Here is a 24841-nt window from a genome sequence, read left to right as displayed (position 1 = left end):
TCTTACTGTTTAATTTGGAGCCACCAAGGAATATGCGTCTTTTTTATAATCCTTATCACCTGGTTTCCTTGTAACTATTCTTAAGGAGCCCATATAAGTTTCCATAGAATTAATTCCTTGTTGCTTAGATTTGGCCACAGCATTCGCTTTGGCCCAAGGCCATTTGTAAATGCCCCATTTGGCATTTCCTCCCCATGGATATCCCGCTATTAATGTAGAAACCTGTTTATCATAAACGAGATTTCCATCTATCCAGACTTGTAAAAGACCCTTTGAATTATCCTCCCAAATAGCGTGAACTACAACATCTATAGTTTGGCCCGCTCTTGGGACAACTCCTGTAGGAGTATAATTTAAAGATCCTCCTGCATTAGTAACATATATTTCACCAGCTTCATGATCCCTAAACTGATTCTCATGAGTAATTTCCAATCCTATCTGAGGTGGCAGTCCAGTAACTCCAGGATGAACCTGAAAAAACTTCCATTGGTTGTTTTTATCAATTTCATAGTTGTTTCCAAAAGTATAACTCCACCCGAACCATTCTTCAGTACCTTTTGGAAGCCTAATATCCCAAGGTGCAGTTCTTATTTCAGCTCTCATATTATAATCTCTTCTACACCAACTTCCTGTAGAAACATTATTTGTCGGGTCCAAGCGAAACCTTAATCTACTACCACTCTTGGTTATTTGATTTTCATTACATTCCGAATCTATGTACAGTTCCTCATTGGCCAATGGAATACCTTGACGACCAGAATAACTAGGTATATCAATATTTTGCCAACACCATACTTTTTCACCTGTTTCCCCAGCAGTTTTACCCCCAACGCTACAATCAATAGGGCCTTCTACTTTGGGCTGAGTTACATCTACACTTAATGATGTAATACTAGTAAGCCCTTCTTCATCAGTTACAGTTAGTGAAACATCATAAAACCCAGGAGCAGTAAAGACATGTGATGGGTTTACTTCATTAGAATAATTTCCTGAAATATTCCAATCATAACGAGTAACTCCTTTATCATCTGACGAGTCGCTACCTGTAAAACTTACAGCCAACGGTGCTTCACCTGAAAGGGTGTTTGCATGTGCTACAGCAACCGGAGGGTTATTGACTGGCGCCTGAACATTAACAGTTATTGTTTCCTTATTTTGAAGTCCGTCAACATCAGCAACTGTTAGTTCCACTTCGTATGTACCGGCTGAATCAAACGTATGTGACGGATTGGATTTATTAGATGTTGAACCATCCTTAAAATCCCACATATATGCTGTAACCCCTATATCATCGCTTGAGTTACTTCCAGTAAAATTAATTGTTAAAGGTGCCTGACCCGATTGCGTACTTGCTCCAACTTTTGCTATAGGCGGTTGATTTGCAGGAGCATCAACCCTAATAGAAACAGTTTTCGTGTCCTTAAGGCCTTCTGCATCCGTAACCGTTAGCTCTACTTCATATGAGCCAGCAGAGTCAAAAGTGTGCAAAGGGTCGGACTTATCCGAACTATTCCCATCCTTGAAATCCCAAGAATAAGCGGTAACGCCAGTATCATCGGTTGACCCGCTTCCCGTAAAGTTCACCGTCAAAGGAAGTGTTCCAGAGGTTTTACTTGCACTTAGCTTGGCTACTGGAGCTCCATTTTCCTTTGATTCTACAATAATGGAAACAGTTTCCTTATTCTTAAGGCCCTCTTCATCCGTAACCGTAAGCTCTACTTCATATGAGCCAGCAGATTCAAAAGTATGTGAAGGATCGGGCTTATCCGAACTATTCCCGTCCTTGAAATCCCAGGAATAAGCGGTAACGCCAGTATCATCGGTTGATCCGCTTCCCGTAAAGTTCACCGTCAAAGGAAGTGTTCCTGAGGTTTTACTTGCACTTAGCTTAGCTACAGGAGCTCCATTTTCCTTTGATTCTACAGTAATGGAAACAGTTTCCTTATTCTTAAGGCCTTCTGCATCCGTAACCGTAAGCTCTACTTCATATGAGCCAGCAGAGTCAAAAGTGTGCGAAGGATCGGGCTTATCCGAACTATTCCCATCCTTGAAATCCCAAGAATAAGCAGTGACGCCAGTATCATCGGTTGATCCACTTCCCGTAAAGTTCACCGTCAAAGGAAGTGTTCCAGAGGTTTTGCTTGCACTTGGCTTGGCTACAGGAGCTCCATTTTCCTTTGATTCTACAGTAATGGAAACAGTTTCCTTATTCTTAAGGCCTCCTGCATCCGTAACCGTTAGCTCTACTTCATAAGAGCCAGCAGATTCAAAAGTGTGTGAAGGATCGGACTTATCCGAACTATTCCCGTCCTTGAAATCCCAAGAATAAGCCGTGACGCCAGTATCATCGGTTGATCCGCTTCCCGTAAACTTCACCGCCAAGGGAAGAGTTCCAGAGGTTTTGCTTGCACTTAGCTTAGCTACAGGAGCTGTATTCCCCTTTGATTCTTCTACGGTTATCATTATTACATCTGAAGCAGAGATTCCCTCTTCATCCTTTGTTACCAAAGTAACCTCATAAGAGCCGGCTTTATCAAAAGTGTGTTCAATTTCCGCTGTATTACCTGTCTGGCCATCCTCAAAATTCCATTTGTAAGAAACAATAGCTTTATCATCTGAAGAATCAATACCTGAAAAAGAAACTTTTAAAGGAGCTTGCCCATTTACCGGAGAAGCGTTAGCTATTGCCACAGGAGGTTCATTTTTTGGAAATGGAGTGTTTGGAAGCGCATCAATATTAGAATCTGTATTGTCCTCTCCCTTATTGTCTGTCGTCGTATCTTGGTCCGGCTCGTTTTCAGAGGCATCGGTAGGAACCTCCTGTGGAGTTTCCTCGTCAACATCTACTTCCTCCTCCTCTTCTGTTGTAGGCTCATTTTGCTCTGAACTATCTTCCTCCTCTTCGGCAGGAACCTCTTTTGGGGCCTCTTCTACAGTAGTATTATCTTCTTCTATGTTATTCGGATTTTGAGTCTCATCGTCAACTTCCTTCGGAGACGTTACAAATAATGCAATATCATCTGCACCAATTGGCACTTCATATTCAACTACTAAACTACTTCCTGCTTGACTTTCATGTTCTTTTGAAGCAAATGCCAAATCATCACCGTCCTTATGATCTAATATAAAAGTAACAGGCTCCAACTGAAGTTCCCCAACTTCCAAATCAATTGAAACTTCCGTTCCTATTCTATATTCTTGCTTGGCAACCCCTAACAAACCTCCTGTCTCGGGAGCAGATTTTTCACTAAGATCAGTTTCCGACCAATTACTCGACTCACCCCTATAAACATCTACTTCGCCATTTCCATCATCCGTATTAATCGTGAACATCAAGGTTGCCGCATTAATAGTACCCCCAATAGAATCTATTGGGCTAAAATCAAACATTAGATAGCTTGTTCTTCGCTCCTCTTCGAGCCTAACAATTGGCTCATTATACCCCTTACCATTCTGTAGATATGCATCGTTTATTGGATAAAAAACAAATGTCCTAATTTCGGTTTCAACTATAACCGAGTCCTTAACCTGTGGTTCTTCAACTTCTACCTCAAGACTATCTTGCTGACTACCGGAAGGTGTTTCTTGATCTACAACAGGACTGATATCTTTGCTAATTACAGCTTCTCTTAAAGTTTCTACGTCTTTACTACAGGCAAGGTTTAACAAAAAAGTAAGGCCTGCACAAAAAGAAATATAAGCGAACGTTCGTTTGGGGCTAATGTTCATAAGTAATCTGGGGAAATTTATTTTTCATAGATAGGTTCGAGCCTATATACGAAACAAGTAGTCATTTTGGTCGACCAAACGTATGAAAAAATCGTTTAACCGCACAAAAACTATAGAATCTCCTAATTTACCTATGAAAGCTAACTAGTGTATCTAATTCCTCTTTATTATCGGCTATGTATTTCTCTGGTTCTTTATGATGCAAACCATCTTTACTCTCCTTATCATCATAGAATACTACTGAACTGAAATAATCGGTCAAAAGATTTTCAGGATTATTTTGTTTCATATTAGCCATAAAGCCTTCGTTTGAAGCGGGAAGTGGTGGAGAAACCATTTTGTATTTAATCTGCTCACTTTTACAGACCGAATCAATCTTTTTAAGATATTTTAAATTTACCTCTGATATTTTATAAGGTGTGCTCATTGTATCATTCATAATATCAAAGGCATCCTTTAGCTCAAAGTTGGAAAACTTATATTTCAAAACATCTTCCGATGGAAAGGTATTTTCAATATAGGTTAACTCATTAAATTCCAATCTATCAAGTTCTGACTCAAAAGGCTTGACAAAATAATTATATGTATATGGCTGATTAAGTGACGATACTAATGTTCTTGGATTTATCACTAAGATTAAATTCTTAAACGTGGATTTATTCTCTATCAGATTTAATAGAAGAAGGTAATTACCAACAACTTCATAGCTTTGATTTTCACATAAACAATAAACATCATCGCTTTTTTTACTACCAAAAAATTGACGGCAAACAGAATCTCCCAACAGAACCGTTGTTGAGTTAACCGTATTGTTTTTTACCTTCTCAACAAGATCATACACCTCTTTGGACTCATTTAATTGTAAAGCCAATTTTGTATTAAAAAAAGCAATTACCAGACCCATTGGCACAATAAAAAATATGACGATATGCTTGAAAAAATTCCTCAAAATTGAAAGTATATAAATGATTTTTGCCCTCCAAATTTGGCCGTTATGAAAATTAATAATACTACTGATAACCCAAACCAAAAAGCTTTGTTCACATGAGATAGGCGTTCATCCTTTCTAAAAACCCATTCCAATAGCACTAAAGGCAATATATAATAGAACAGATAATACTTATAGGACACGTGAACAGAAAATTCAGAAAAAATACGTTTAATGTAATCAAATGCCTGCAAAGCGTTTTCACTTCTAAAGAAAACCCATGCAATTACCACAAAGAAAAAGTTAACCCCCATCTGCCAAATTTCCTTAAATGACGGCAACAGACTATCTTCTGCCACTACTTCACTCAGATACTTTCTATTAGTTTTTAGTACAAACGATGGAACGTAGAGAAACGCATGAATAAAACCCCATATTACGAACGTCCAATTTGCACCGTGCCAAAAACCACTAACTAAAAATATGATAAAGATATTTCTAAGGGAGAACCATTTCCCAACTCTAGAGCCCCCTAGTGGTATATACAGATAGTCTCTAAACCATGTTGATAAAGAAATATGCCATCTACGCCAAAATTCGCCGATATTACGTGAGAAGTATGGAAATTTGAAATTGGACATTAGCTCAAAGCCAAACAACTTAGATATACCTATAGCAATATCTGAATAACCGCTAAAATCACAATAGATCTGGAACGCAAAATAAATGGCCCCCAATAAAAGTGTACCTCCGTCAAACGCTGTGTAATCCGAAAAAATATTGTCAACTACTGGTGCTAAAGAATCTGCTATTACTACCTTTTTGAACATGCCCCACACTATTAAACGCACACCCTGTTCAGCAATTTTAGAATTAAACACCCTTTTATTGAGTATTTGAGGCAGTAAATTAGTTGCGCGCTCTATTGGACCTGCAACCAGTTGAGGAAAAAAAGAAACAAAAGAAGCAAAAGAAATGAAATCTTTGGTAGGCTTTAAGTTTCCTCTGTAAACATCTATCGTATAAGACATTGTCTGAAACGTGTAAAACGATATCCCTACTGGAAGAATAATGTTCAGCGTCCAGCTATTCTTCATTTCATACCCAAACCAATGGAACATTTCAACCCATGATTGGACAAAAAAGTTATAATACTTGAACACTCCCAAGACCCCAAGATTAAACAACATACTCGCCCATAGGAGGTATTTTTTCTTACTTAAGTCCGATTGCCTTTGAACCTCTATACCTACAAAATAATCAACAATAGTAGAGAGGATAATAAGAAGAAGAAACCGATAATCCCACCAACCATAAAAAACATATGAACTAACCAAAATCAAAAGATTTTGATACTTCAATTTTTTACTGAAAATAAACCAATAGAGAAAAAAAACTATTGGTAAAAAAATAAGAAATTCAATTGAATTAAATAACACTTCTTAATTGTTAGGCCCTTTGTTTAAGCCATTTTAAACAGATAAAGTTTAAATTTAAACCTACAAATCGGGGAATTTGTTACAAGCGTCAAAACTAAGGTTAATTTTTCAGTTTTTCAGATAAGAAGAACCGTTTTCACTATTCAAATTTAGTAGGGCAACTTTGTTTGACTTTAAGAAGTCATAGTTTTATAATTTTTAACCAACATTAGTTAGGTCTGACTATTTCATATGCATCTTTTTTATAGTTGGAATCACCAGGTTTTCTAGTAACTATTCGCAAAGACCCCATATAAGTTTCTAAAGATTCAATACCCTGTTCCTTAGATTTAACAACAGCATCGGCCTTGGCCCATGGCCATTTATAAATACCCCATTTGGCATTACCACCCCAAGGGTAATCTGCCAAAACCGTTGACACCTGCTTATCATAAACCTTTTTATCGTCCATCCATACTTGCAACAAACCATTCGTATCATCTCCCCATACAACATGAACGACTATATTGACTGTCTGCCCCGCTTTAGGAACAACCCCTGTTGGCGAATAATTTAAGGATCCTCCTGCATTGGTTACATATATTTCGCCCCCTGGGTGATCCCAGAATTGGGTCTCGTGGGTAATTTCAAGGCCTATCTGAGGTGGCTGTCCGGTAATTCCAGGATGTACCTGAAAAAACTTCCATTGATTATTTTTGTCTATTTTATAATTTTCTCCAAAGGTATAGCTCCAACCAAACCATTCTTCAGTGCCTTTTGAGTGTCGAATATTCCAAGGAGCAGTTCTAATTTCCGCCCTCATATTAAAATCTCTACCACACCAACTTTGAGTAGCGGGATTCGTAGGGTCAAGTCTAAACTTCAACATATCTCCACTAGATAATATCTGCTTTTCATAACATTCGGAATCTATAAATAAATCACCACCGGCCAACTCCACACCTTTTTTATTGGAATAATTTGGTATATTTAAATCGTTCCAACACCATATTTTCGCCCCCGTTTTATTGGCTTTGCCTCCTCCTTGCCCACATTGAATTTTGTTAAAACCTGTTTTTGAAGAAATAGAATCATTTGATTTTTCTGTAAATCCATCTTGAATTTCTAAATTTCTTGCATCATTATTATTGTCTAACGTTTTATTGATTCCTAAATCATCCTTGCCACAAGAAAGGAATATTAACAAAAGGACTACAATTTGCAAGGACTTCATAAGGCAGCAGTTTTAAATTATAAAGTGAAAACCGTACTACCAATGCACTAACACAAGGGCAATAAGCTCAAAATTTCCCACAACCAATCCACAATTAAAATTGCTTAAAAGTATCCCTAATTAAAAACGGGATCATGGTTGAATAGGTGATATAAAACGAGTGCAAATATTATTTAGTGCTGCTGAGAAGTGCTATACATCGAAAAGTAGTGTGCCGTTAATCGAAAAATATCTTAATGTGAAGTAGATAATTAAATCTAATATGAAGTAGAGACTTCTTTTAATCTGGGACCACCAAGAAGTAAGAATTTGCCCCATAGCCTTTGTCATCTGGTTGTCTGGTAATGACACGAAGAGGCCCCATATAGGTTTCCAGTTTTTTAATTCCTTGACTCAGAGACTGTTTTACACGGGTTTTATGCTTCCACGGCCATTTGTAGATACCCCATTTGGCATTACCTCCAAAAGGATGAAATGAGAATACGGTTCTTCCCTTTTCTGAACAAACCTTCTTGTTATCTATCCACACCTCCAAAAGCCCCTTTTCACTATCTCCCCAAATAACATGCACCACAATATTTAAGCGCTGATTAGCCTTTGGAAAAAATCCAGTAGGAATGTAAATATTAGGTCCTGGATTATTTGCGGCATTTACAACATAAATTTCCCCAGGCAAGGCGCCTTTAAAATTCTGAGCATTTATCTGTAAAGAAATCAGTGGGTTTTCCCCAACTATACCACCGTGAACTTGAAAAAACATCCATTGATTGTACTTATCAATTTGATAATCCTTTCCAAACGTATAACTCCAGCCAAACCATTCTTCAGTACCTACTGGGTGCTGAACATTCCAAGGAGCAGTACGAACCTCTGCCCTAAAATTAAAATTATTGGAACACCAATTACCCACATATGGTTCCTTATGTCTAATACTAAACTTCAATTGACCGTTTTCTTCAGTCACTTGCTTTTCATAGCATTCAGAATCGATAAAAAGCTGTCCGTTGGCCAATTCAACACCAGTCTTTGAAGAATATTCAGGTATCTCAATGTTTGACCAACACCATACTTTTTCACCACTTTCCCAAGATTTTTTACCCCCTACCTCACAAGGGATATTTGCAGTAACAGTGTCATTTTGATTACTAACATGAATATTTCTTGCTTTCGTTATATCACTTTTCCTTCCCCTTTGAACCTTTATGGGAAACTGCACTTTATTTGAATAAAAAACTGAATTTAATCCACTTCTATCACCCTGTGTACTGTTAAAAGAAAACACCAAATAAAGTAAAATATATAGTTGCATTAAAAGTAATATTAATCAAACAGCTAAATCTCAGACAAAAAATGTGTTCCTCTGATTATTTTCTAGCCAAAATACTATAAAAAACCATCCCGCTCCTTAAACGGACAAAGAACAAAAATTGATTTGAATGACCTTTTATTTTAGATTATACTTACTATCAAAAAAATCCAACAATCTGCTGCCATGTATTTTATAATCAAAATTTCTCAACCCTAACTCTTTTCCATTATGACCAATACTCTTGGCTTTCTCAGGAAAATTCAGCACATATTCCATTTTTTCCGTAAAATCAGAGACCTTGTATTCACTTGCCACCAAAGCGGTTTCGTTATCCTTAAAGTATGTTTTTATCTCTCCCACATTTGTTGTTATCACCGGATTTCCTGAAGCCAGATATTCCCCTATTTTATGTGGAAAGCGAGAAGTATCTTGTAATGTGGGTCTCAATGGTATTAACAAAGCTATAGCATGTGTATATAAATGTACTAACTGACTGTAGGGTATACGGGTAAATAAAGTTACTGGTGCCCCCACAAATTCATTGTTTATTTTATCTTGAATTTCCTGAATTTTTTCTTTAGAATCTCCACTCACCACCATATACAATTTTGCCTTTCCCTCTTCTAAGTTCTTATAACATTTTAGTATAAAATTAATCACCTCCAAATAATTAATGCTACCACAATACAAGAAATATGGAGCTTTATTTTCCCTAGGTATCTCAAATTTTTCATAATCACACAGAATAGGCAATTTTAAACTAGGTTTGGATGGGATTATACTCCTATAATAATGATTGAGTTTATCACTTATGGGTAGTGCTCCACTAAATAGCTTCAAAGTCCATTTATCGAGGACATAATTATTTATTCGTTTTAGAAATGAAATTTTATTTTGAAATGATGAAGCCATCTCTACCAAGTTATTTACAATAGGAAAGCCAAAAATAAGAGAGTACATATAGTACCGTAAAATGTGAATATTATTTCTTTCACTTACAATCGCCAAACTAAGTTCCTTATTTTTTTTTAATTTTTTAATAAATTGATACTCGCCATAAATCCCCTTAAGTTTCGTTAAATTTCGCTTTAAAAAACCATTTGGTTTTACAGTTGTTTTTGAAGAATATAGATAGTTAATTCCTTCATAATTCCCTTTATAGTTTATATCCGGATGCTCGTTCTCCCTCCAAACACCTTTCCTACAAATAACCGTAACGTTCGCCCCTGCACTAATTAACGCCTTACTCATTAAAATTGTTCTTTGAACGGAAGCTAAACCATAAGGAAATCTAGTTTCTCCTAGAAAAATTATGTGCTTCTTACCTTCGGTCATATCTTAGATTAAAGTTAAACGCGAATTTAATCTAAATTAAACCGCAACCATAAAACTATACATAGATTTTTCTCCATAAAGTAATAATCTAATAAACGTATTTAACGCAGCACTCCTTCAAATAATCAATACCTCTTTCTCTTCATTTACAAATCTATAATTCGTAATTTTCACCCTTTTTTGCAAAGGATATTTTCCAAATCATTGGCTTAACACGATTTCATGACCAAAATGAAAGTTTTACTACTTAATGACAACCTTAAAAAAGGCGGGCGAGAGAGAAGAATGATAGAATTAATAAAAGGCTTATTAAAGTTTCCTTCTATTATTCTTGAAGTAGTACTATTTAAAGATGAAATTGAATACCCCGAAATACATAACTTAAATATTCATATTCACGTAATCAAGCGAAAAAATAAAATACTTGCACTGAACGACCTTTATAAGGTTACGAAAGAATTCCAACCCGACATTGTTCACGCATGGTCATTAATGACCAATATTTTGTCTCTCCCCACTATAATATTACAGGGGTGTAAACTCATAAATAGTAAAGTTGCAAGCGCACCCAACCATTTAAAATGGTATCATAAAGAATATTTACTCTCACAAATTTCGTTTTTATTATCAGATGTTATTATTAGCAATTCTATGGCAGGACTTGAATCTTTTAATGCTCCGAAACACAAAAGCATCACCATATATAATGGTTTTGATTTTAATACCCGCGTGAAGAACTTAACTTCTCCAGAAATCATCAAAAAAAAATACGGAATAGAATCTGAAAAAATTGTAGGTAAGGTAGCTGCTTTTGCAGACCGAAAAGACTATCTAACTTTCATTCAAGCTGCCATACAGGTGCTCGAAAAAAACAATGGTGTTATATTTTTTGCTATTGGAGAAGGTTCCAATCTAGAACAGATTAAAAATCTAGTACCAAAAAAATATATCAATAAGATTATCTTTACAGGTCGATTAGACCATGTTGAATCCGTAATTAATATTTTCGACATTGGGGTTTTGTGCACTAACAATGTAATACATGGTGAAGGCATTTCAAATACCATATTGGAATACATGGCCTTAGGCAAACCAGTCATCGCTACGGAAGGCGGCGGCACCAATGAAATTGTAGTTAATAAAGAAAATGGTTTTCTCGTTCCAGCAAGGTCACCTCAAATCGTTTCTAACAGAATACTTTATCTCCTAATGAATAAAGATCAAGCAGCTGACATGGGTAAGACCGGGCAAAAAAATATTCAAAATAAGTTTAGTCTTACTGGTATGACCAAAAAATACTTGGATGTTTACACAAAACTTTTAAACTAAGTATAACCATTTTTTTCACTATAGAGCCGATTTTTAAGAAGGACTAATAATACAAAACAATTATTTAGAGATAAAGACGTATACTAATCTTTCATTTCGCGCCATTCAACATCTTTAAGTTCGTCATCATAGCTTTGTGACCCCTTTATAATCCCTAACTTACTTAAAGTTTTATTCCCTAACATCACTGGTCTATTTACAAATGCGGGCCATAATGGGGAATACCCTGAATAGGTCTTTATTGACAAAGACTTAGGGAGACATTTGAAAACCGCTTTAACTTTAGCCCAGTTCAACATTTCTTTAGCGGACTGTTGAAACAAGTAATCGAACATACCTTTGTTCTGAAAGAAAGGCTGAACAACAGTATAAAATTGCGAAGCCATAATCGTACCTCCATTTACTATATAGCGAGCACCCCTACCATAGAGCATTTCAAACAATAAAAATTTATGAGTATCTGGAATTGCTAGGTTCTGAATAACATCAAGTGAATTATACTGATGTAATAACAAAGAGAACTCTTCTGAACTTAGTTGAGCGTATCTTTGTTTCAACACCTTTTCCGGGGTGAAATTTTTATATATACTGGACACAAAAATCTTTTGAAAGTTACCCTTGAATGAGGTGTGATTGAAATAGGTACCCCGTAAAAGCACATCACCAAGATAACCATCATAGAAAAAATCCGCCTCAGGAAAACAATTCTTAAGCTTTCTATATACAACCAATAGTTCTGCGAATGGCTTTTGACTTATACCATCAAATATAATACTAGAATAATCCTTTACTTTTTGCTCATAAGTCAACTCCTTAAAGGAAAATTCGTCATAATAATCAAAGTATTCCCTGAAATTCCTGGCTACAGGTCTATCTCCCGTATCTCTGGGGCCAAAGGTATAGCCGTAGCTAAATTCATGAACACCCAAAATAAACCTTGAATCAAGACCTCCGCTAATGGGTAAAATGGACCTCTCCTTATTATTCCCAAAACCGTAATTGGCAGAAAATGCATCCATAGCATCTTCTAAAGAGTTCTTCGTATTATTAGCATAGTTAAAATAACAACTTTTTTTTTCTTTGTCAATTTCATAAACAAATCCAGGACTTAAACGAAGGATTTCGTTGTATAAGGTCAAGTCCCCAAACAAATGATTTTTTTTATTTAAAATACTTTCGCACAACTTATTTACAGATGCCCCTTCTTTTATAAAAGCTGGAGATGGCGCAATTTGATCAATTTTTTTGTTGTCAAACCTAGCGTAGTGTGCGGCAAAACCCCAAGGATCTGTCACTATATATTCCGTTTCTTTTATTAAAAGGTATATTATAAAGTTACCTGAGTCAAATTTAAGTTTACCAAAAGGTTCTTCATTCTTTAAGATTTCCCTAAAATCATTTAATATTTCCTCTAAGGGGTTCATTTTATTATTATACGTAACCCAACCATAAACGACTAGAGTATCACCATTTTCATCAACTAATTGACTAGACTGTCTATTGGCCGATACAATTAAGTTTACTTTTCCTTCAGATACGATTTCGGCATCTCTATTTACGCAAAACTTAAACTCATCACATATATCAGTAATTTTAGCAACGTTATAGTAAAGACCTTTCATGTACAGTTAATATTTTAAACGATAATAGAACCTTTAAAAATTCAGCAACTCCAAATTGCCTTATTCTTTTATGGAAATTAGTTTTTTAAGTAGATTTCATGCTTTCTGTATAAATACTCTCCAATCTTTTACGGACTTGCTCTGGAGCAAAATGTTCCTTTGCATATTTCATATTATATTCTCCCATAATTTCTCTCAAGTTTGGCTCTAAGAACAATTTCTCAACCTTTTTCTCTATATCCTTAGCATCTTTCACCTTAACTTTAAGCCCCATTGCTCCATCCTCAAAAAAGTCTTTAATAGCCCCTACATCTGTTGTAATAACAGGCTTCCCCACTGCCATTGCTTCAAGAACACAAATAGGCATTCCTTCCGTGTAGGATGCTAGAACAAAAATATCTGATTGAACTAAAGCTTTAAGTTTTTCTTCTCCAGAGATCCACCCCAGGAATTCAACATTTTCTAGTTTGTTATCTTTAACATACTCTTTTACGTTTTCGAGCTCACTTCCTGTTCCAGCAATTGTTAATGATATTTTTGGGTATCTTGCCTGAAGGTTTCTAATACTATCAATAGTTTCAAATATACCTTTAGGTCTTTCCACGCGTGACAAAAACAGAACATTGACAGCTTCTTTACCCTCACCTACAGTATGCCGTCTTGGCTGAGGTTGACTGTTGATTATGTAATCTTCCACCACTGTAGACTCTGTATAGATAGGCTTTCTATACCTATAATCTATAAGCTTATTAGAAAACTCCTTTGCCAAACATATCATTGCATCAGCTTTTCCAAAGGTTAAACGGAAGAAGGGTACAATTTTGTCTGCATACTTTTTTTGAAACTCTACATTCCAACCATGCCAATACACAATAGTTTTTGTTTTGGACAACGCACTGATTAAAGTAAAAATACTATCGCGAAAATAGGACTTCAGATTAAACGAAGTATTGATATGAACAACATCATATCTTTCCTTTCTCAGCTGCCGATAAAATCTGAAGTAATCTCCAAAATAGCGTTTTAGAAAATCAAATTTAGACTCTTTAACAGGTTCTAAGGTCCCGTAATAAAAGTAAGATATCTCGTTAGTAAAATACTTGTCAAGCCCTAAAAGATAGGATTGTTTGCCACCCGGTATGTTTAAACTACGTGTATGTATTAAAACTTTGATTTTCCTATTCATGTTATGTGTTTACCAACAAATACCTTCATAATTCGCACTCGGTACAATATCTTTTACCTTAACAAGATCTATAAAGTGCTTATTGGAAAACCTCAAATTAACGTCTTTAAACTCAGGAACGTTATGAGAAATAATAATTGTTTCCGAATCTTCAATTACTTTTTTCAAATCATCTGAGATAAGTTCTGACAAATGAGGAATATGCTTATCTATATAAGCTTTATTGGTTCCAGAAATTTTTGAAATATTTACATTTCTGTCATAAATTGATACTGAAAACCCTTTTCCAAGTAAAGACTCCGCCAATTCTACCACTGGACTATAGCGCAAATCATCCGTGCCCTTTTTAAAACTTAAACCTAAGATACCCACCTTCTTAGATTTTTTGTTTAAAATTAAATTAAGTGCTTGATTTTTTTGACTTTCATTGGAATCCAATATTGAGTTTAAAACTGGGCTTTCTAAATAAAAATCATGAGCCATAGTCTTAAACGCTTTAAGGTCTTTTGGCAAGCAAGAACCTCCAAACGCAAAACCTGGTTTTAAGTAGTAAGGAGATAAGTTTAATTGCGTATCCATACAAAAAAGATCCATAAGCTCATGGGAGTCGATATTCATTTTTTTACAAATATTACCCACCTCATTAGCAAAAGATACTTTTAGCGCATGAAACGAATTATTCACGTACTTGATCAATTCTGCTATTTCTATATTAGTCTTTTTTATTGGCGCATTGATTCCTTCGTACATTTCGGATATCTTTTGAGACGCAAAATCACTATCAGTACCAATGACTGTAACTGGCGGATTGTAATAATCTTTTACCGCAGACCCTTCTCTCAAAAATTCCGGATTAGAAACTACCGCAAACCCTTCATTCCTTTTTTTACCGCTATGCTCCGCTATAATATTTCCTATTTTTTCATTTGTTCCCGGCAGAACAGTACTACGAATAATGGCGATGTGAAATCCATCTTTTTCTTTTAAAGCCGCACCTATCTGCTCTGCTGTTTGATATATTGCATTAAGGTTCAAATGTCCGTTTACGTCAGAGGGAGTTCCTACGCAAATAATTGATATTTCAGTATTAAGTACAGCTTCCTTATAGTTTGAAGTAGCAGAAATGTTCCCTTTTTCCCAATTGGCCAAAAGTATCTCATCTATATCCTTTTCGATTATAGTTGCCTTTCCCTTATTGATCAGGTCAATCTTATGGGGCACTACATCAACCCCGGTCACATTATGACCATTTTCCGCTAAACAGGCCAAACTAACACAACCTACATATCCTAATCCAAATATTGATATCTTCATTTTCAAATTAATTTTCAATAATTACTATTTTTTTAATTTATTCAATAAAAGCGTGGTAACATCATCCCACTCTTTTAGAAGCTTCTGCCTAAAAACATCTTGCAACGGAAAACAAATTTCCCCATTACGGATTTTTGAAACCGTCTCAACAATCTCAGATGGATTTAATTTAAAAAGCATATCTTTTTTTATCATTATAACATTTGCCGGCATATCACGAATACCGGCATAAATTGCTGGCACACCTAACATAGCCCCTTCCCTAGCCACACTATCTCCAGAAGAAATGACAACCTCACTGAAATACATTAACGAATGAATATCTTCTACGGGCTCTTTTAAAATAATCCAACTTTTGGGAAACTGATTTACCAATTCCTTATTTTCCAAAGAAAGTACCACCTTTAAATTTTCGGGAAACTTATCCGCTACGGATAAAATGGCCCCTAGATTTTGAGATAGATAATTAGAGGTCTCCGTAGACACTTCTCTTATAAAAATGTAATTTTTAGCTTTCAGACCATACTCATCCAAAACAGAAACCGTTGGTTTGAAATATTTAGGGGATAAATAAGACCATTCTTTTAATGCGTTAAAATACTTAACCCCTTCAAATTTTTGATCAAAAGGAGGTAAGTACACATCATCTGCTGAAAACTTTAAAAGAGGAAAAACAAACCTTCTAGGGTCATCTATAAAGGCAACATTGGGAATCCCGCGAAGTTTGGCCACAAAGTTTGCTTGATAATGGGCCGTGATTACATATCTATACTTCGAAGCTTTGATTAATTTAAACAAAGTAAAAATCCTAGGAATAATAATCTTAAAGATCATTGTAAACATTCCTTTGTTATGTTTATAATCTCCTATGCTGATAATATTGTATTCAGGCAATTCATATTTCATTATAGGCAACAGCTTACCCCTGTTAACACAACATATATCCACTTCAGAAGGGTCAAAACTTCTAATGGTATTTCTGAATAAATTGTATTGCGGCAAGTGATAAATATCAATTAAAATTTTTTTCATTTTTTACTTTTCTTTTTCAATAACCTAATCATAGTGTTTCTCTAAAACCTACTTGATCTCAATCAATAATTCATTAAAAAAAATACCAGCTATAAGGTGTTATTTGGCCCATATACCAGTATCTTTTTTTGATAATATTCTACTTACTTGAATTGGTGAAATTATAACTAACGGAACAAGACTTGCCACAGTCCCTAAAACAATTCCCACCACACCCAAATCAAGAACTTTTACAAAAAAAACAGAGGCTGGAATATTAATCAACGCCGCAAAGAGCCAAGCGTACATCTGCAACGCAATTTTACCGGTTCCGTTCAATACAATGTTAAACATATTGACCCATGTAGTAAGACATATTGAAACAGCTACCACAATTGAAATTTCCATAGGCACCTCCAGTCCTTGCTGCAACCAAAAACTATATACAAAGGGCGAAACCAAGACCATGACCGTAGCCAAAGCCACGGTACCCAACCATACCTTCATTACAGTCCTAATTGACTTTTTCATCCAATCAAACTCTCCTTTCGCATAAGCTTCTATATTTGAGGGCCAAAGTTGATTGTTCATTATAACGAACAAGAGCATAAAAATAGACAGGTATTTATAAGCCGCTTCATATTGGGGAACTCCCTCAAGAGAAACCAAACCAGCAATAAGCATATTATTGGTTTGATGAATAATGAGCATAGCTATTTTTATAAGAAAAAACTTAGATCCCAAAGAAAAGAGATCTTTAAAATAATCCCTGCGAACTTCCTTTAAATGTGGTTTAAATTTTTGGAACTTTCTGTTAAAGTAGAAAAGCCCAACACCAAGAGGAACTAAAGCAAATGTTAAGGCCTTAGCAGTACCAAACAACAAAAGTGAATCTTTGACAACATAAGGTATAACCAAGATTAAAACAAGAAAGGAAATTTTAGTTATAAAAGTAAAAAACTCTACGTAAGCCATTTGCTGTGTAGCAAAGAAAATTTCATAAACGTTACGGGCCACAAACCTGATCCCAAAAGCCACAATTATTATGGCTCCTAGTATTACTACCTCTTCTTTAAGGTTTGGGGAAATATTGATCCAATCCGTCCAGGGTAATGCAAAATTCAACACAAGAAGTACCAAGGTTACGATTGAAATAATAATTCCTAAAACAAAATAGGCGGTACTTACGTAGCGCACAGCTTTAATATCATCTCCCACCGCTACGGACTCTCCAAATTTATTCCTAAGCCCCGCCCCAATACCAACATCAAAATTCAGAAACCAATCAACAATTGAAAGAAGAGTAAGGTAAATCCCAAACTTCTCAGTCCCAAGGTAATCTAAGGACAAAGGGAAATAAAGAAAACCTATTAAAACCCCAAGACCCTTGACTATAATAGTTTGAAGAATATTTTTCTTAGCTCGAGCAGATCTAGCACCACCGCCTTTTATGAGCGTTTTTACTTTTTCTAACATTATAAGGATTCGTTGGGTCTAGCTGACAACACTTCGGTTTTACTTTTTGTATAAATGAGAGACTGTTCGTCAATTTCTTTGGTACCCATTCCTATACCTATATGAATCGCGTATAAAACGGAAAGGTAGGAGATAAAAAGAAAGCTATTTGTCATATTTCCAATCATGAAAATAACACTTACAGCAAAAGGAATCATATAGTATAAGTTTTTACCAAAGAATGTGGAATAATATTTAACGGATAGAGTTGTAAACAATGTAAAGCATAGCAAAGCCGGTATACCATATCTAAACAAACTCGAAAAATATCCACTATGAAGACTACCACTTGCTGCTGTTGCCCTATCCCTATCCTTGGTAATTAGAAGCAAATTCTCATAATACACCTCGTTCTTTAAATCTCCAAAACCTAAAAAAGGCCGTTTATGTATATTGTCCAACACCATAGTATAGTACCCTTTTCTATAGTCTACAGAATCATTCAACCGATCCTGAACAAGTGAACTTTTCATAATATCATTAGAGTAAATAGTAAAAATGACAAGAATTACTGCAATACACGTTCCTGCTGCAAACAAAAGTTTTTCAATTGCCGTTCTATTGACTACTATAAAGTATACTAACAATATTAAGATAAGGAGTAACCAACTCATACGCATAAAGGACGTGGCAACTCCAACGGAGAACAAAACAACCAACCCTATTCTTAACATTTTATTCTTTATTGTTGTCAACACCCATACAATTGCAATTATAAGGTAATAAGAGTTTAAATATTCTGCGCTAAAAATACCATTGGACCTAATTAAACTACCAAATGCTCTGCGATTATCCCCTATTCGCATAAAATATGGGTTATTCACTAACTGGATCAGGCTGATAATGCTCGTGAACACCCCCGTTATTATCATAGATTTCCCGATAATATTGTACGAAGGCTGATCTTCTATTTTTCGTAATCCAAACATTATAATTATGAAAGCAACTGCATCAAGTATTGTCTTTAGGGCCTCATTAACTGCAATATTTACCAAAGCTGATAATGAAAGAAAGAATACATAACCAAAAAGTGCAATTTCAAACCAAGCTACTTTACGGTCAAAAGATGCTTTTGACTTACCGATAGAATACCAAGTTTTCCTAATTATCAAAAACAGAAGCATCAAATAAATAAAACGGACCGGCTGTATCTCAAAAAAACTTACACCTGGTATTTTAAAAATCAGCAGTGTATTCAAATTACCGGACAAAAGGTAGAACGATAAAAAAAACATTTCAACCTTATATTTTGACTGACTTTTAAGCACCAAAAAACCAGCTACTAGCGCAGAAATTATTAAATACAAATAAAAATGCTGGAAATTTACCCGGCTTAACTCAAAATTAAAATAAGATTCGTACTTACTCATATTTTAAGAACCAAAATGTTACAGTATTCATTTTTAAACTTTTAAGGAGTCGCTAACCAGTTGCTCTTCTTCATTTACACCATACTTTGACCTATAACCATATTTATGGTTGTCTGTTAACGCATCATTAAAAATTATATAACTTTTCTTTCTTTTTTCTCTTGGAATCAAATTTTCTAAATCTCTCAAAAAGCTAATCTTAGAAACGTTACGACGCACAACAAACAAATTAATGTCCATCACATCCAAAAGCAGTAAAAAGTCCGAAACTAAACCAACCGCCGGAGTGTCAAGAATTACATAATCATATTGTTCTTTAAGATTTTCTATTAACGTAATTATTCTATCTCCCGAAAGTAGTTCGTGTACATTACCTTCTATTACCGAAGTAGGAATAAATTTTAAATTATCAATGGTCTTATGAGAATAGATAATCTTTTTAACCTCATCTATTTCTCCTTTTAAATAATTTGATAAGCCCTGACCTTTTACCTCACTAATTTCACCTACCAAACTAGGGTTTCTTAAATCCGCATCTACTATGATGGTTTTTTTACCCGTTTCAGCAAGTGTTATACCCAAATTGATAGCGCTGTAAGTCTTACCTTCTTCAGGCATAATTGAGGTTATTCCAATGACTCCTTTATTACTAGGGTTCACCAGCTTAAGATTTGTACTTAAATCACGAAAAGATTCTTTAAGTTTCCAAAGCGATACCTCAAAATAAGAATCAGTAGGTTTAAACCTTTCATTAACATAGTCTAATAACGTATTCGCCCCCTTAAATTTCCTTATCCATTTCTCCGCATTAAAATTAACATAAGGTACGGTATATGATTTTTTAGAAGGCCCATTATCATAATGTACTATGCTCGCAATAATGGGCATCTCACTATTAGCGACAATTTGATGTGCATTTTCAATAACTTCTTCCTCAGGAAAAAACACTAATTTTCCCAAGGGTACCAAAGCCCCCATAGTGACTGCCAATGCCATTAGCAATGATTTTTGAGGCGCAATGGGACCATTACCTTCCATTCTAGCCTCATCAAGAACTCTAGTATCAGATGTGCTTTCTGCCCTTGCAATACCCGTTTTAGCCAATTCCTGACTCAAATACTTGTATAGATTTTCGTAAAGTGTGTTCTGACGTTGAATATTTAATAGTTGTATCTCTCTTGTAGGCAGAGAACTTATTTCTTCATCTATACTCGATAGTTGGGAAGTTATCCCCCCTAAAGCCGCCTGTGAAGACCTTACCGCACTCTTTAAATTGCTAAGTAAAATTTCGGTAGATTCTTGAATTTGACCGTTCAGAATGGTCATTTCTTGATTATTACTCGTAACAAAAAACTTTTTTCTTGATCTTTCTGCATAAAGCTCTTTTAACTCAAGAATATTTTGATTGATAGATGCGTCTTCAATACCAATACCCGATGGCATAATAAATTCATCCCTATTTTTATTGTTCCTAACACTACGGATAATGGAGTTATAATAATTGATATTCATTTTAATCTTGGCCGCCTCAACTTGTAAATTATTGGTTTGGTCCAAAGCATTGGAAGCTGTTGCCCCTAGGTCTACCGCCTTTTTATCAATTTTAAAAGCTTCTAACTTTACTTCAAACTTTGTTAAAGAGTCAGAAATAACCATTAATTGATTTCTAATAAATGCTTCTTTACCCGCCGCTATCTCATTTCTGGAAAAAAGTTCGTTCTGCACATAGTTTTCGGTCAATTTTTTCAAAAAATCAACTTCTTTACTAACAATTGGACCTACAGATACTATTTTAAATATACTAGCTTCTAAATCTATATTATTTGCTTCAATTTTACCCATGTAGCTTTTGGCTACATCTTCAACGTCACCAATTACAAAACTTAGGTCATCTCCATCAAAATCCTCCAAATTTACTGAATACTCGGGCTTGCTTAAGCTAAAGGAAAAAAACTCATGCTCTACAGACTCTCCAAACTTAAACTCCCCTGAAAACTTGAACCTCCTTTTCACATCTCTTGTCGTACCATTATTAGGGTTCGACACAGAAAAATCATCGGCATCAATTTTAAGTTCATAAGTAGAATCAGTAAGCAACTCTATTTCAAAAGGCACTCCAAAAAGCTGAGGTTTAGCCCTATTTAGTTCTACTTCAAACGGAAAATATCCGTACTCTTCACTTTCGGAAAAAAAACTTTTCTTGTGATAGGTAACGTCGAAATTTAAATCCTCAATAGTCTGCTTAATCAAACTAAAAGATTTTAAAATCCCAATTTCATTATATAGATTTTTTTCAATCTCAATTAAACTAACCCCCCCCTCAACATATTTACTATTCCCTAAGGCTCTATTCCTGCCCTTGGAGTCTACCAACACAGATGTAGAAACCTCGTAAACAGGCGTGGACAGTACAATATAAATTAATGCCAAGATTACAAAAAAACCAATACTTGCCATGAAGAACATTCTGTTCTTATATATTTTTCGGAAAAATAATTTTAGGTTAATCTCTTGTTGAGTATTAACCATATTATTCTTTTGCTCTTTCATTTTTATAAAATTATTTTTTCCTGAGGTTCAATTACCGTAATGAGCTACCGCCTTCTTACGCAAAATTATAACCTCAAGCAATAAGACTTTTAAAAATTAATTTGAATTAAAACTAAGAACCAATATAGTAGTTGATATTGCAGATAAAACAAGACTGAACACACCTAAATTTTTCTGGAATAGATTCTCCTTAGAAGTTTCTACGTACAGTACGTCATTAGGATGCAAGAAGTAGTAGGGTGATCGTATAATTTCAGGGCTTGTTAAATCCAAATCAACCACAATTGATTTATCTCCTTTCTGACGGATTAATTTTACGTTCTTTCTCTTAGCTGAAATGTTTAAATCTCCCGCAGCACTTAACGCTTCAAATATGGTAGCCTGATTATTATAAATATAGTTGGTGCCGGGATTCTTAACATCACCTAAGACCGAAACTTTAAAACTAGTTAGTTTAACCGAGACAATAGCATTTAGCAGATATTTGTCTATTTCCTTCTGTACGATATCCCTAATTTCCTCTACTCTTAAATTACGAACTTCAAGCTCCCCTACTATTGCTAAATTAATTTTACCTTCTTTGTCAACAGTATATCCATTTAAAAATAGTGACGCTGGGTTTGCCTGTAAATTTCTATTTTCAACTGTACTAATATTAAAAAATGCCGCCTGATCCGGATCTCTACTTTGAACCTTTATATCTAACACATCATTTGGCTGAACACCATATTCGGTTGGGCGCAATTTTATGGTCATTTCACTATCCGGGCTTTGAAGGTAATTTACACCTTTAGTTGTATAGCAAGATGTCATTACCAACGCCACTAGAACTACACTAATTCGCTTGAAGGATAAAGCCCCATATACACTTTTCAAAAAGAAATGCCCTGAGTTTTTTATACTTGATTTAATTACCATATTGCAAAGTTTACTTTTGTCTATTTTTTTAATTGGAACTAACATGTTTGTCAATCTTGGTTCAACATCACATGGAAAAGACTATAACTAAAAAGCTTTTTTATGATGACTTCCAAAAAGTGTTAAGAAGATAATTTTCACATCTAACCAAGGGCTCCAGTTTTCTATATACCATAAATCATGGTTTACCCGTTGATTTTTCTGCTCGTCGGTTACAGTAGGCCCTCGCCAACCATTAACTTGTGCCCAGCCTGTAATACCTGGCTTAATATAACTCCGCACCATATAATAGTTTACACTTTTCCTAAAGTCGTTTTGTAAATTAATTCTATGGGGCCGTGGACCAATCACACTCATTTCACCTATCAGCACATTGTAAAACTGTGGCAATTCGTCCAAATCTCCCTTTCTTAAATATTTACCTATACGCGTAATTCTTGGGTCGTTCACAACTGTGGACTTCGCTCCATGTAAGGGGTCCTCGGTCACGGACATAGTCCTGAACTTGTAACATTTAAAAGTCTTACCTGCCTCACCCTTCCTATACGGAGTATAAAAGATTGGGCCCTTTGAATCAATTTTAATTAAAGCTGCTATAATCAAGAAAATTGGAGACAACAACACCAACACTATGAAAGCAAAACAAAAATCAAATAAACGTTTTAGAATTGTTGTGCTAAAATGATCTAAAGGCGACTCCCTTAGCTTAAAAACAGCAAGGTCACCCATGGTAACTGCTTTATAATTCTTTGATTTAAGCAATGGATTTTTAGGGATCAATTTTACCCGAACCCCAAAACTGTCCGCTATTTGAATTGTTTCCATGATTTTCTCATGTTTCATTCCGGCCATCGCTATGAAAATATCGTCCACACGGTTGTTTGTTAATACTTCAGATAAATCATCAACATTGCCAAAAACACTAAAATCAAGAATATTATTTGCTTTCTTCTGTTTATTCTCCAAGTACCCCATGATGTTATAACCAAACTGGGTCATAGCATTGGTAAAGCTCTGAATATTGTTTTCATCATAACCTGAACCTATAAGCAAAGTGTCCGAGAACAGATGAGAAGCTCTTTTTTTCAAATATTTCAGTAAGTATTTATGGCTAACCAGATTAAGGTATGAAAAAATAAAAATTGGAATAATAAACGTAGACCTAGCAAAGTATCTGATTTTCAATAATATAACCACACTCATAACAAAACCTACGAAGAAAAATAAGGAAGTTACAATGCTCTTAAAGTACCCAAAATCCGGATTAAAATAGAACTCACTATTACGTATGTACATAATGATTACCAACCATGTAACGTTGTAAATAACCATTAAACGAACCATATTCCAAAGAATAGCTGTATCGCTAAATGAAAAATCTGGTAGTTTGAACATAAAGCATATGGTCAAAACCACATTGAGCAGAACAAACTCAAAGGCAAGTAAATTTATTAGAATAAATCTATTTTTTGAATTCATGGGGGGATTATGTCGGTTTTAATAGTTTATAAAATCAATCCTATAACTAGCATCTTGTCCAACAGCGGCCAAATATATGAATCAAATAATTAACATTTCACGAATATCACATCTTCTGCGGCAATTGACCTAAATATTAGTCAATCGACATTTTATTAGACAAAACTTTAATGGATATTTAGTGTATTGAATTCGAACATGACAAATATCTCGCTACAGTTTCCTTAAATTCCAGAACGGGTACTACGCAAAATTCCAACCGAAACAAGATAGCATATTTAACACACTTATTTAACTATTAGTCAAACTATTAGACCAAAAATAAATTCACTAATGAAAAATCAGGATGTTCCTACAGTATTATTCTACAGTATTATTCTACAGTATGCTATTTATAAGACGCAAATATTCAAGGTTCACTTTCTTTCTTGAATCTTATTTTCATCTTTAGAAATGTCCAGAATCACAAGAACCCGCTAGTTCTATCTAATACTATAAGCCTCTTAAAAATGACTATAACTTTCCAATAAAGATAACTGGCTACTACTCCACTGTTTGTAATAGACCGAGCATTATGGAAAGGACAATCCAAAA

Annotated in this window: 16 protein-coding genes; 1 reads left to right on the top strand and 15 read right to left on the bottom strand. The window is 35.0% G+C overall.

Going from position 1 to position 24841, the window contains the following annotated elements; all coding sequences use genetic code 11:
- Positions 1–9 precede the first annotated feature (9 nt).
- The 6 genes from Q4597_RS15835 to Q4597_RS15810 form a co-directional block, all read right to left on the bottom strand.
- On the bottom strand, positions 10–3729 hold the full coding sequence (locus tag Q4597_RS15835; protein WP_303407083.1) for a PKD domain-containing protein: 3720 nt from the start codon (positions 3727–3729) through the stop codon (positions 10–12).
- A 127-nt stretch (positions 3730–3856) separates the two neighbouring features.
- A complete protein-coding gene (locus tag Q4597_RS15830) occupies positions 3857–4633 on the bottom strand; it encodes a hypothetical protein (protein ID WP_303407081.1) in 777 nt (258 codons plus the stop codon).
- A 41-nt stretch (positions 4634–4674) separates the two neighbouring features.
- Complete coding sequence (locus tag Q4597_RS15825; RefSeq protein WP_368506687.1) at positions 4675–5994, bottom strand: MBOAT family protein; 1320 nt, start codon at positions 5992–5994, stop codon at positions 4675–4677.
- A gap of 310 nt (positions 5995–6304) precedes the next feature.
- A complete protein-coding gene (locus Q4597_RS15820) occupies positions 6305–7309 on the bottom strand; it encodes a heparin lyase I family protein (RefSeq protein ID WP_303407077.1) in 1005 nt (334 codons plus the stop codon).
- A gap of 280 nt (positions 7310–7589) precedes the next feature.
- Positions 7590–8618 (bottom strand): heparin lyase I family protein, encoded by a 1029-nt coding sequence (locus Q4597_RS15815; protein ID WP_303407074.1) that lies wholly within the window; start codon positions 8616–8618, stop codon positions 7590–7592.
- 135 nt (positions 8619–8753) lie between these two features.
- Positions 8754–9869 carry a glycosyltransferase gene (locus Q4597_RS15810; RefSeq protein WP_303407072.1) on the bottom strand — a complete coding sequence of 372 codons (1116 nt, stop codon included), beginning with the start codon at positions 9867–9869 and terminating at the stop codon, positions 8754–8756.
- Positions 9870–10175: 306 nt separating this feature from the next.
- Between Q4597_RS15810 and Q4597_RS15805 the strand changes: the two genes are divergently transcribed.
- Positions 10176–11282, top strand: coding sequence for a glycosyltransferase (locus Q4597_RS15805; RefSeq protein WP_303407070.1), 1107 nt, complete (start codon positions 10176–10178; stop codon positions 11280–11282).
- A gap of 83 nt (positions 11283–11365) precedes the next feature.
- Here Q4597_RS15805 and Q4597_RS15800 read toward each other — a convergent pair whose 3' ends face one another.
- The 9 genes from Q4597_RS15800 to Q4597_RS15760 all read right to left on the bottom strand — a co-directional run bounded on the left by Q4597_RS15800 (position 11366) and on the right by Q4597_RS15760 (position 24247).
- Complete coding sequence (locus tag Q4597_RS15800) at positions 11366–12904, bottom strand: hypothetical protein (RefSeq protein WP_303407068.1); 1539 nt, start codon at positions 12902–12904, stop codon at positions 11366–11368.
- An 85-nt stretch (positions 12905–12989) separates the two neighbouring features.
- The gene (locus Q4597_RS15795; RefSeq protein WP_303407066.1) at positions 12990–14090 is read right to left on the bottom strand and encodes a glycosyltransferase family 4 protein; all 1101 of its coding nucleotides are present in this window, start codon (positions 14088–14090) and stop codon (positions 12990–12992) included.
- 9 nt (positions 14091–14099) lie between these two features.
- Positions 14100–15404, bottom strand: a complete 1305-nt coding sequence (locus tag Q4597_RS15790) for a nucleotide sugar dehydrogenase (protein WP_303407064.1) — start codon at positions 15402–15404, stop codon at positions 14100–14102.
- Between the two features lie 24 nt (positions 15405–15428).
- Complete coding sequence (locus Q4597_RS15785; protein WP_303407061.1) at positions 15429–16436, bottom strand: DUF354 domain-containing protein; 1008 nt, start codon at positions 16434–16436, stop codon at positions 15429–15431.
- 99 nt (positions 16437–16535) lie between these two features.
- Complete coding sequence (locus tag Q4597_RS15780; protein WP_303407059.1) at positions 16536–17891, bottom strand: lipopolysaccharide biosynthesis protein; 1356 nt, start codon at positions 17889–17891, stop codon at positions 16536–16538.
- A complete protein-coding gene (locus Q4597_RS15775) occupies positions 17891–19165 on the bottom strand; it encodes an O-antigen ligase (RefSeq protein ID WP_303407057.1) in 1275 nt (424 codons plus the stop codon). Before Q4597_RS15775 ends, Q4597_RS15780 begins: the two co-directional genes overlap by 1 nt.
- A 168-nt stretch (positions 19166–19333) precedes the next feature.
- Entirely contained in the window at positions 19334–21850 is a 2517-nt protein-coding gene (locus Q4597_RS15770; protein WP_303407055.1) for a polysaccharide biosynthesis tyrosine autokinase, read from the bottom strand.
- Between the two features lie 96 nt (positions 21851–21946).
- Positions 21947–22768, bottom strand: coding sequence for a polysaccharide biosynthesis/export family protein (locus Q4597_RS15765; protein WP_303407053.1), 822 nt, complete (start codon positions 22766–22768; stop codon positions 21947–21949).
- A gap of 87 nt (positions 22769–22855) precedes the next feature.
- Positions 22856–24247: an exopolysaccharide biosynthesis polyprenyl glycosylphosphotransferase gene (locus tag Q4597_RS15760; RefSeq protein WP_303407052.1), complete on the bottom strand. Its 1392-nt coding sequence runs from the start codon at positions 24245–24247 to the stop codon at positions 22856–22858.
- Positions 24248–24841 lie beyond the last annotated feature (594 nt).

Origin of the sequence: Zobellia sp. 1_MG-2023 (assembly GCF_030549125.1) — a bacterium.
Taxonomy (GTDB): domain Bacteria; phylum Bacteroidota; class Bacteroidia; order Flavobacteriales; family Flavobacteriaceae; genus Zobellia; species Zobellia russellii.
Note: the sequence above shows the minus strand (reverse complement) of the source record. Positions and strands in the feature narration are given on the sequence as shown.